Annotated in this window: 8 protein-coding genes, 1 tRNA gene and 1 pseudogene; 1 reads left to right on the forward strand and 9 read right to left on the reverse strand. The window is 71.8% G+C overall.

Annotated elements, in window-relative coordinates; all coding sequences use genetic code 11:
- Positions 1-459: pseudogene (locus tag ACFV0Q_RS33115) on the reverse strand (hypothetical protein); the annotation flags it as partial.
- 11 nt (positions 460-470) lie between these two features.
- Positions 471-1,802: a peptidoglycan-binding protein gene (locus ACFV0Q_RS33120; protein WP_385010442.1), complete on the reverse strand. Its 1,332-nt coding sequence runs from the start codon at positions 1,800-1,802 to the stop codon at positions 471-473.
- A 228-nt stretch (positions 1,803-2,030) separates the two neighbouring features.
- Between ACFV0Q_RS33120 and ACFV0Q_RS33125 the strand changes: the two genes are divergently transcribed.
- A tRNA-Lys gene (locus tag ACFV0Q_RS33125) sits at positions 2,031-2,104 on the forward strand.
- A gap of 72 nt (positions 2,105-2,176) precedes the next feature.
- Here ACFV0Q_RS33125 and ACFV0Q_RS33130 read toward each other — a convergent pair.
- From ACFV0Q_RS33130 to ACFV0Q_RS33160, 7 genes are all read right to left on the reverse strand, one after another.
- Positions 2,177-2,836, reverse strand: a complete 660-nt coding sequence (locus ACFV0Q_RS33130; protein ID WP_385010433.1) for a class F sortase — start codon at positions 2,834-2,836, stop codon at positions 2,177-2,179.
- Positions 2,833-3,459 carry a hypothetical protein gene (locus ACFV0Q_RS33135; RefSeq protein WP_385010435.1) on the reverse strand — a complete coding sequence of 209 codons (627 nt, stop codon included), beginning with the start codon at positions 3,457-3,459 and terminating at the stop codon, positions 2,833-2,835. The genes ACFV0Q_RS33130 and ACFV0Q_RS33135 overlap by 4 nt, the downstream gene beginning before the upstream one ends.
- Positions 3,460-3,573: 114 nt before the next feature.
- The gene (locus tag ACFV0Q_RS33140) at positions 3,574-4,353 is read right to left on the reverse strand and encodes an HAD-IIA family hydrolase (RefSeq protein WP_266839219.1); all 780 of its coding nucleotides are present in this window, start codon (positions 4,351-4,353) and stop codon (positions 3,574-3,576) included.
- A 129-nt stretch (positions 4,354-4,482) separates the two neighbouring features.
- Positions 4,483-6,000 (reverse strand): alkaline phosphatase family protein, encoded by a 1,518-nt coding sequence (locus ACFV0Q_RS33145; RefSeq protein WP_385010437.1) that lies wholly within the window; start codon positions 5,998-6,000, stop codon positions 4,483-4,485.
- Positions 6,001-6,223: 223 nt separating this feature from the next.
- Positions 6,224-7,309: a 2-aminoethylphosphonate ABC transporter substrate-binding protein gene (locus ACFV0Q_RS33150; RefSeq protein WP_385010439.1), complete on the reverse strand. Its 1,086-nt coding sequence runs from the start codon at positions 7,307-7,309 to the stop codon at positions 6,224-6,226.
- 47 nt (positions 7,310-7,356) lie between these two features.
- A complete protein-coding gene (locus tag ACFV0Q_RS33155) occupies positions 7,357-8,154 on the reverse strand; it encodes an ABC transporter permease (RefSeq protein ID WP_385010441.1) in 798 nt (265 codons plus the stop codon).
- Positions 8,141-9,118, reverse strand: a complete 978-nt coding sequence (locus ACFV0Q_RS33160; protein WP_385010444.1) for a 2-aminoethylphosphonate ABC transporter permease subunit — start codon at positions 9,116-9,118, stop codon at positions 8,141-8,143. The genes ACFV0Q_RS33155 and ACFV0Q_RS33160 overlap by 14 nt, the downstream gene beginning before the upstream one ends.
- Positions 9,119-9,122: the final 4 nt, after the last annotated feature.

The raw sequence follows: 9,122 nt of genomic DNA on the forward strand, positions 1-9,122 counted from the left end.
CGAACTCCCCGCCCCATCTCGCCGGACGCGTCTGTTCTGCATACGGTACCGAGGCCGGGCAGGGTGGGGTTCCGCCGCGGGGGCAGCGGCGGCCCCCGCGGCCGGGGGAGCGGCGGACGGCCGCTCGGGCTCGGTCGTCCCGGGGGTGGGTGCCAGTGGCTCGGGACCGGCGTTCGGGGGCGTCGGCCAGGCCGGCTCCGGGGCGCCCCGGGGCGCGGACGCCGCCGCCCGGGCGGGGTCGCCGGCCGTCAGCGGGTCCGGGTGCGCCGAGCGCGCGGGGTCGCCGGCCAGCGGCGGGTTCCGGTGCGCCGGGTAGCTGGCCGTCGGCGGGGCCAGGGGCGCCGTCGGCGGGGACTCGGCGGGCGGTGTCGCCGGCTGCGCGGGGGTGGCGGGGCGGCGGGGCGGCGCGGTCGGGGGGTGGTAGGTGCCCGTGGTGGTTGTGGTGCGCGTGGGGTACATCGTTGCCTCCGTCATGCGAACAGCCGGCGCCAGGTTTCCGGGCCCGGGTAACCGTCGGCCGAGGCGCCGCGCCAGCCCTGGGCGCGCTGGAATGCCTCGACGTTGCGGCGGTCGGCCTCGCTCCAGCGGGGCCCCGGGCCGGACGTGTAGTACTTGCCGAAGCCCTTCTTCAGCAGCTGGCGGCCCATGGCGACGAGCGCCGGATGGGACTGCCCCGGCCTGAAGACCGCCGGCCCCGGGTACGCGGGCACCCCGGCGGGCCCCTGATGGCCGGTCCGCGTCGGCGGGATGTCCTTGCCCTGGCGCTGCACCAGCAGCCGCCAGGTGTGCTCGCCGGGGATGCCGTCGGCGTCGGCACCCGTCCAGCCCTGCGCCTGCTGGAACGCCTGCGTGGCCAGCCGGTCGGAGTCACTCCACTTGTTGCTCGCGCCCTTGGGGTAGAACCGCAGGCCGCCGCGCCCGATCAGCATCTTGCCGAGTTCGGCGACGTACGGGTTGTCGGCCCCCGGCCCGAACTTCGCCGCGCCCGGGTAGACCGTCGTGTTCGGCGGGTTGGGGCCCGGCGCGGGCACCTCGGGCACGATCCCGCCCGTCACCCCGTTGTACCGGTACGGCAGGTACTTCTCGGAGTTGTTCCAGTACCCGTACGGCGTCGCCTGCCTCCGCGTCGTCGGGCGGGTCTGCTCGTAGGCGATGTAGTGCGTGCGCGTCTCGTCGACCCAGCCGCCGAAGAGGACCACGTGCGAGCCCTTGTTGGGGTCCGCCGGGTTGTGGAAGAGCAGCATGTCCCCCGGCAGCAGCTCCTCCTTCGTGATCTTCGTCGCGAAGGTGTCGAGGCTGCCGGTCCACTCGTTCGTACCAAGGTTCCAGGCCATGGAGACGTAGCCCGAGCAGTCCTGCCGGTAGCCGTCCGTCCAGTACTCGGACATGCTGTAGGGGACCTGGGCGTCCAGCCACAGCTTCGCCCGGTTGATGATCGTCGTGCGGTCGATGCGCCGCGCGAGCGCGGGCGCGCCGGGCCGGCCGCCCGGCGGGCGTCCGGCCGCGGGACGGCCGTGCAGCGGGGCCCGGCCGCCCTGCGGGGTGCCCGGGTCGTCCAGAGCCACCGGCCCGGGACCGGGCAACGGCTTGCTCACGGCCAGCGCGGCCGACCCGCCACCGCCGAGGACCACTCCGGCGGCGGTGGCCAGCACCAGCGCCCGGCGGGCCCCGCGCACGGCGGGGTGTCCGCCGTCGCGGAGCCCTATGGCCCGCCCGCGCGCGAGGGCGCGGCGCCGCTGCGTGCACCCCAGGCACACGCAGTCGCCCGCGGGCTCGTACTCCTCGAAGGCCGGCATCGGCATCGGTGTCGGCATCGGCACATGCACCGGAGGCTGCATCGTCATGCGGTTCCGTCCACTCCCCTGCTCGTCCACTGGGCAGCCGCGCACGCATCTGGCGGGGCATCAGATGCGACTCGACCCAGACATATCGTGCACGACAAACCCCCTAAACATGGGTTAATCGGACAACGCGGGCGCGGCTGGTCACGAGCACCTCTGGAGGTGGGGTAGAGTTTTCCCTGTCACCAAGCGCCGCTAGCTCAGTTGGTTAGAGCAGCTGACTCTTAATCAGCGGGTCCGGGGTTCGAGTCCCTGGCGGCGCACAGACAAGAAGAAGTCCCCCGCGGCGAAAGCTGCGGGGGACTTCTTCGTCGTGCCACCAAACCGCCGGGCCACTACGCCGGCGTGGTCGGTTTGGCTCCGGCGCCCGTCAGGTAGGCGGAGACCACCACGTTCGCCGAGTACTGCCGGGCCGTCTTGTCGTAGGTGCCGCCGCAGGTGACCAGCCGCAGTTCGGCGCGGCCCTTGACCCGCGGCCCGTACGCCTGGTGCGGGTCGAAGCCCGCGCGCTCGTAGACCCGTACGTCCTCCACCGTGAACTCCGCGACCGTCCCGTCCGCCCGGGCCACGCGGATCTTCTCCCCCGCCTTGAGCGTGCTCAGGCCGAAGAACACCGCGGGCTTGGACTTCGTGTCCACGTGGCCCACCATCAGCGCCGTCCCGGCCGCGCCGGGTGCGGGGCCCGCGCCCCACCAGCCCACCGTGCCGGGCAGCTCGTACGGCGGCGGCTCGATCGCCCCGTCCGTGTCCAGGCCCCGCGCGATCACCGGAGCCTGCACCCCCATCGCCGGTACGTCGATCCGCGCGGGCATCGCCGCGGAGAGCGGGACCCGCGCGGCCGGAAGGCCCGGTCCCGCCGGTCCGCCGGCGCCGCCGGGAGCCGTGGGCGGCACCCCGGTGATCTCCTTGCCCCACGCCCACAGCACGAGCACCAGCACCGACCAGGCGGCGAAGGTCAGCAGCCGGCCGCCGGCGGAGGCCTTGGCCTCGCTCATCCGCCGTTGCGGCGGCGGCGCAGGGTCAGGGCCCGGCCTGCGACCGCCAGGCTGGCGGCCGCGGCCAGCACGGCGCCGATCACGGTCTCCCGCAGCCCGGGGCCGTCCCCGCCGTGGCTCTTCTTGGCGGCCGCGGCGAGCCGGGTGGTCTCGGCGACCTGCGCGGACATGCCGCCGCCGCCCGCGTGGACCGGCCAGACCGGCGAGTGGTGGGGATCGGGGCGGTGGTGGTCGCGCTCGCGGATCTCGATGGAGCCGCGCAGGCCGTCGTCACGGCCGTCCCCGCCGCCGTCACGGCCGCCGCACTTCACCTTGATCTCGTGCCAGCCGGTCCGGGCGTGCGAGCTGATCATCGTCTCGCCGTGGAGGGAGCGGCGTTCGTCGCGCCCCGACGTCAGGTGCGCCTCGGAGACGAAGACCGGGGAGAGGGCGATCGCCCGGTCGCCGTCACAGCCACGGACCCGGATCCTCACCTGCGCCCCTGGTTCGACCGGGTTCGGGTCCGCCGAGACGCCGCCGCGGTCCCACTCGTTCGCGAGCGCGGCGGGGGCGGTCACGATGGTGGCTGCCGTCAGGGTGACGGCCACCCCCGCGACACGGAGTGCGATCAGAGAACTGCGCATGGTGAACCTCCTCAACAAGGAGATTCACGCGCGACGCGCCGCTCCGCATCCGGAGCGGCGCTCTCTTGGCCCGTCTGTGTCAGCCGTACGCGCTAACGGCCCGCCCGGACGGCCCTAGACCAGGTCGACCAGATCGGCGATGGAGTCGACCGTCTTCGTCGGGCGGTACGGGAACTTCTCGGTGTCCTCGACCGAGGTCAGGCCGGTCAGCACGAGGAAGGTCTGCATGCCCGCCTCCAGCCCGGCCAGGACGTCGGTGTCCATCCGGTCGCCGATCATCGCGCTGCTCTCGGAGTGCGCGCCGATGGCGTTCAGGCCCGTACGCATCATCAGCGGGTTGGGCTTGCCGGCGAAGTACGGCTTCTTGCCGGTCGCCTTGGTGATCAGCGCGGCGACCGCGCCGGTCGCGGGGAGCGGGCCCTCGGTGGAGGGGCCGGTCTCGTCGGGGTTGGTGCAGATGAAGCGGGCGCCCGCGTTGATCAGCCGGACGGCCTTGGTCATGGCCTCGAAGCTGTAGGTGCGGGTCTCGCCGAGGACCACGTAGTCGGGCTCGTGGTCGGTCAGGATGTAGCCGATGTCGTGGAGGGCGGTGGTCAGGCCCGCCTCGCCGATGACGTAGGCCGTGCCGCCCGGGCGCTGGTCGTCGAGGAACTTGGCGGTGGCGAGCGCCGAGGTCCAGATGTTCTCGACGGGCACGTCCAGACCCATGCGGCTGAGCCGGGCCTGGAGGTCGCGCGGGGTGTAGATGGAGTTGTTGGTCAGCACCAGGAAGGGCTTGCCGGACTCGCGCAGCCGCTTGATGAAGGCATCCGCTCCGGGGATCGGGGTGCCCTCGTGGATGAGGACCCCGTCCATGTCGGTGAGCCAGGATTCGATCGGCTTGCGCTCTGCCACGGGACTGTTCTCCGCTCTGCGGGGAGGCCTCTGACCTCGGAGACCTCTGGTCTGTACCACCCTAGCGGCCGAGGGCCGTGGACGCGGCGGGCGTCCACGGCCCGGACAGGCCCCGGGAGGGCGGGCGGGTCAGCCCAGGGTGACGTTGTCGACGGTCCAGTACCAGTTGTTGCTGCCGCTGTAGCGGAAGCGGACCTGGACGTCGGTGGCGCCGGCCGGGACCTGGAGGGCGATGGACTCGCCCTTGGCGACGGCGTCGGCGGTGTAGTTCTTCACGACGGTGGCGGCGCCGCCGTTGTAGGAGACGAGGACCTGCGCGCTCTGGCCGGCGTCGTGGCGGTAGTGCGTCTGGAAGGCCAGGGTGCGCGTGGTGCCGCCGGTGACGGGCCACTTGGGGGTGATGAGGGTGGAGTCGAAGGAGCCGGTGTGGCTCTTGTCGTCCCACTCGTCGGAGTCGGCGACGGCGAAGACGTCACGGGAGCGGACGTTCAGCTCGCGCCACTGGTCGCGCTGCGACTGGCTCCAGAACTCGTCGGTGGCGAAGGCCCATCCGGCCCACTCGGTGACGCCGCCGGTGCCCATCTTGGAGTTGTCGACGGCCCAGCCGGCCGGCGGGGTGTGCGTGAACCCCTTGGTGGCGGCCGGGATTCCGGTCTCGTCCACGCGGGCCTGCAGGTTCGGGCGCAGGGTGTCGAAGGCGTCGTTGTCGGGGGCGTTCAGCGGTACGCCGTCCAGTCCGGCCGAGGGGACGCCGACCTGCGCGAGCGCGGTCGCGGCAACGTCGACGAGCCGTACGTCGTCCCGTACCGAACCGGCGGGGATCCCGGCGCCCTTGGCGATGACGAAGGTGCCGCGCTCCTGGATGGTGGAGCCGCCGTGGCCGCCGGCGTCGGTGTGGCCGTGGTCGGTGGTGACCAGGACCTTCCAGTTCTCCTGGGCGTAGGTCGGACGGTTCTGAACGGCGGTGAGGAGCTGGCCGACCATCACGTCGACGCGGGCGATCGCGTCGAGGTACTGCTGGCTGGCGGCACCGTAGGAGTGTCCGGCCCCGTCGACCTGGCCGAAGTAGACGAAGGCGGCGTCGGGGTTCTGGCCCTGCAGTTCGGCGGAGGCCGCGGCGGCGATCTTCGGGTCCTCGCTGCCGTAGCCGTCGCGGTCGCCCTTGAGGGAGAGGCGCTTGTCGACCTTGGGGGAGAAGATCGGGCCGCCCGCGTCGGTGGAGGTGATGGGCTCCCAGTCGGCGGCCGCGTAGGTGTTGAGCGTCGGCTTGGCGTTCTCGATGCGGGTCAGGAAGTCCGGGTAGGCGGCGTAGTTCTTGCCGGTGAAGGAGTTGTCCTTCACGCCGTGCTTGTCGGGCCAGACGCCGGTGGCGATCGTGGACCAGCCCGGGCCCGAGGAGGTGGCGGCCATCGGGCTCGCGTAGAGGGTGCTGCGGGCGGTCAGGCCCTGGGCCATCAGGCCCTTGAGGTTCGGGGCGTTGGCGGCCTTGACCCGGTCGAGGACCGTGCCGTCGATCCCGATGACGAGGACCTTGTCGGTGGTCGCGGTGGGGGCGGCGACGGCGGTGTGGGCGCCGAGGGCGGTGGCGAGCAGGGCCGTGGCGGTGGCGGCCACGGCGAGGGTCCGTCCGGACAGGACAGGGGACACGTACTCCTCCAGGAGCAAGTGAGCAGGCAGGGGGCAGGAGCGAGGCGCTGGGGTGGTGCGGTGTTCCTGTGGTGCCGGTGGTGCTGGTGGTGCCAGTGCTGTGGGTGGTGCCTGTGGTGCGGGCGTGCGACGGGTCCGGACCGAGGGGCCGCGAGGCTCCTTCGGTCCAGACCCGTTATGCACTCGTCACTCTTCCGGTCGTGGGTGACCGGAAGGTGTCGCGTCAGCTGCCGGTCGCCGACTTCCACGCGTCGACGTAGGCGGTGAGGTTCTTGTCGATGTCGGCCCAGTCCGGCTCGAAGATCTCGACGCCGCCCAGGATCTTGGTCAGCTCGACGGCGTTGGCGTCGGTCGGCTTGACGTCCGTACGGGCCGGGAAGCCGCCGCCGACCTCGCTGACCAGCTTCTGGGCCTCCTCGGCGAGCATGAAGTCGAGGAGCTTCTTGCCGTTCTCGGTGTGCGGGGCCTTGTCGACCAGGCCGGCCGCGTACGGGAGGGCGAAGGTGGTGGGCTTGCCGCCGTCCTTGGCGGGGAACCAGATGCCCAGGTTCGGCATGGACTTGGACTGCGCGAAGTTCATCTGGACGTCGCCGTTGGCGACGAGCAGCTCGCCCTTGTCGGTCTTGGGCGCGAGCTTGCTGGTGGAGGAGGACGGGCCGACGTTGTTGGCCTGGAGCTTCTTCAGGTACTCGTTCGCCGGCTCCTTGCCGCCGAAGTCGTGCATGGCCTTGATGAGCACGGCCGTGCCGTCGCCCGCCACGCCCGGGGTGGAGTACTGGAGCTTGCCCTTGAACTTGCCGTCCAGCAGCTCCTCCCAGGTCTTGGGGGCCGTGGGGAGCTCCTTCTTGTTGTAGACGAAGCCGAAGTAGTTGTTGACGACGGAGGTCCACTTGCCGTCCGCGGACTTGTCCCCGCCGTTGACCTTGTCCGAGCCCTGCGGCTTGTACGCCTGGAGCAGTCCCTTGCCGTCGGCCTGCTGGATGAAGGGGGGCAGGGTGACGAGCACGTCGGCCTGGGTGTTGGTCTTCTCGCGGACGGCGCGCTGCACCATCTCGCCGGAACCGCCCTCGACGTACTTGACCTCGATGCCGGTCTTCTTGGTGAACTCGGCGAAGACCTTGTCGTACCAGCCGTCGCCCTTGTCGCTCTTGAGGCCGTCGGCGCTGTAGACGGTGACGACCTTCTCGCCGCCCTTGGAGCCGTCGGAGGAGGCGGTGGAGCCCGAGCCGCCGCAGGCGGTCAGGGAGACGGCGAGGGCGAGGCTGCCGGTGACGGCGGCGGTGACACGGAGCAGGATCTTGCTGGGCATGGAACTTCCTTACGGGGAAAGGGAGTCAGCGGGGGTGGTGGGGAAGGTCAGCGGTAGGAGGCCCTGGTGCGGATGCGGGAGACGGCCAGCAGCACCAGGAGGGTGGTCGCCATCAGGACCACGGCCACGGCGGAGCCGCTGAAGAGCGAACCGCGGTCGGTGGCGGTGAAGACGCGGACCGGGAGGGGCATCCAGTCCGGGGGGTAGAGCATCATCGTGGCGCTCAGCTCGCCCATGGACAGGGCGAAGCAGAGCCCGGCGGCCGCGGTGAGGGACGGCAGCAGGAGCGGGAGTTTGACCCGCCACAACACGTAGCCGGGACGGGCCCCGAGGGAGGCCGCCGCCTGCTCGTAGGCGGGGTCGAGACGTACGATCGCCGCCGAAACCGACTGATAGGCGAACGCCGTGACAAGAATCGTGTGCGCCAGGATGACGATGGAGCTGGTGCCGTTGAGGAGCACCGGCGGCCGGCTGAAGGCCACGAGCACGGCGAGGCCCACGACCACGGACGGCACGGCGACGGGCAGCATGAACAGGGCGTCCAGGCTGCGCTTCCCGTGCTTCCTCAGCCCGGCGGCGGCCAGCGCGGCCCAGGTGCCGACGGTGAGCGCGAGCAGGCTGGCGGTCAGGGCGGTGACCAGGGACGTCGTGAGGGCCTGGAGGGATTCGCCCTGGACGGCGGAGGCGTAGTTCTCGGTGGTCGGGCCGGAGGGGAAGGCGCCGGACCAGTGGGTGGAGAAGGAGGCGGCCACCACGACGAGGAGGGGCAGGGCGAACAGGGGCAGGAAGAGGAGTCCGAACAGGCCCCAGGCGGCCCAGCGGCCGCTCTTGCTATGCACCAGCACGCTTGCCCACCACCCGGTAGAGGCCGAACAGGCCGACGGAAATCGCGATGTTGACGACGGCGACCACGCAGGCGGCCGCGTAGTCGGATTCGAGGATCGCCTTGCCGTAGATGAGCATCGGCAGGGTCGTGACGTCCTTGGCTCCGGTGAACAGGACGATCCCGAACTCGTTCAGGCACATGACGAGGACCAGGCTGCCGCCCGCCCCGAGGGCGGGGAGGGCCTCGGGGACGATCACCTGCCGGATGATCCGGGCGGGGCGGGCGCCGAGGCCGGCGGCCACTTCCAGCTGGGCGGTGTCCAGCTGGGAGAAGGCGGCGAGCAGCGGGCGCATCACGAAGGGCGTGAAGTACGTGATCTCCGCGAGGAGGACGCCCCAGGGGGTGGCCAGGAAGTGGAAGGGGCCTTCGGAGACGCCGAAGGCGTCGGTCCAGGCCCCGTTGGCCATGCCCACCGTTCCGTAGATGAACAGGAGGGCGAGGGTGATGAGGAAGGAGGGGAAGGAGAGGAAGACGTCGATGAACTTGGCGACGGCCTTGGCTCCGGGGAAGGGCACGAAGGCGATGATCAGCGCGAGCGTGAAGCCGAGGACGAGGCAGCCGGCGGTCGAGCCGACGGCGAGCCACACGGTGGTGCCGAGCGCTTCGCGGAAGGCGGTGGAGGCGAAGACGTGGGAGTAGGCGTCGAAGGCGCCGCCGCCGTTCTCGGGGCTGAAGGACTGCTGGACGACCAGCGCGAGGGGATAGAGGAAGACCAGCGCGAGCACGATCACCGGGGGCAGGGCCCACACGCTGCGCGGCAGCCCGCGGGGCGCCACCGGGGCGATGGCACCGGGGCGGACGCGCTCCGCCCGGCCGGGTGCCCCGGCCGTCCCGGGCGCAGCGGCGGCGGCACCGAGCCCCGCCGGCGATTGAGGCGCGGGGTCCGGGGCGGAGCCCCCGGCCTCCCCCGGTCTCTTATACACAACA

It is taken from the genome of Streptomyces sp. NPDC059564 (genome assembly GCF_042735575.1).
Taxonomy (GTDB): Bacteria; Actinomycetota; Actinomycetes; order Streptomycetales; family Streptomycetaceae; genus Streptomyces.

Bases quoted from the DNA above. Each gene is read 5' to 3' on its own strand.
- ACFV0Q_RS33120 (WP_385010442.1), bottom strand. From the start codon at position 1,802: ATGCCGATGCCGGCCTTCGAGGAGTACGAGCCCGCGGGCGACTGCGTG.
- ACFV0Q_RS33130 (WP_385010433.1), bottom strand. From the start codon at position 2,836: ATGAGCGAGGCCAAGGCCTCCGCCGGCGGCCGGCTGCTGACCTTCGCC.
- ACFV0Q_RS33135 (WP_385010435.1), bottom strand. From the start codon at position 3,459: ATGCGCAGTTCTCTGATCGCACTCCGTGTCGCGGGGGTGGCCGTCACC.
- ACFV0Q_RS33150 (WP_385010439.1), bottom strand. From the start codon at position 7,309: ATGCCCAGCAAGATCCTGCTCCGTGTCACCGCCGCCGTCACCGGCAGC.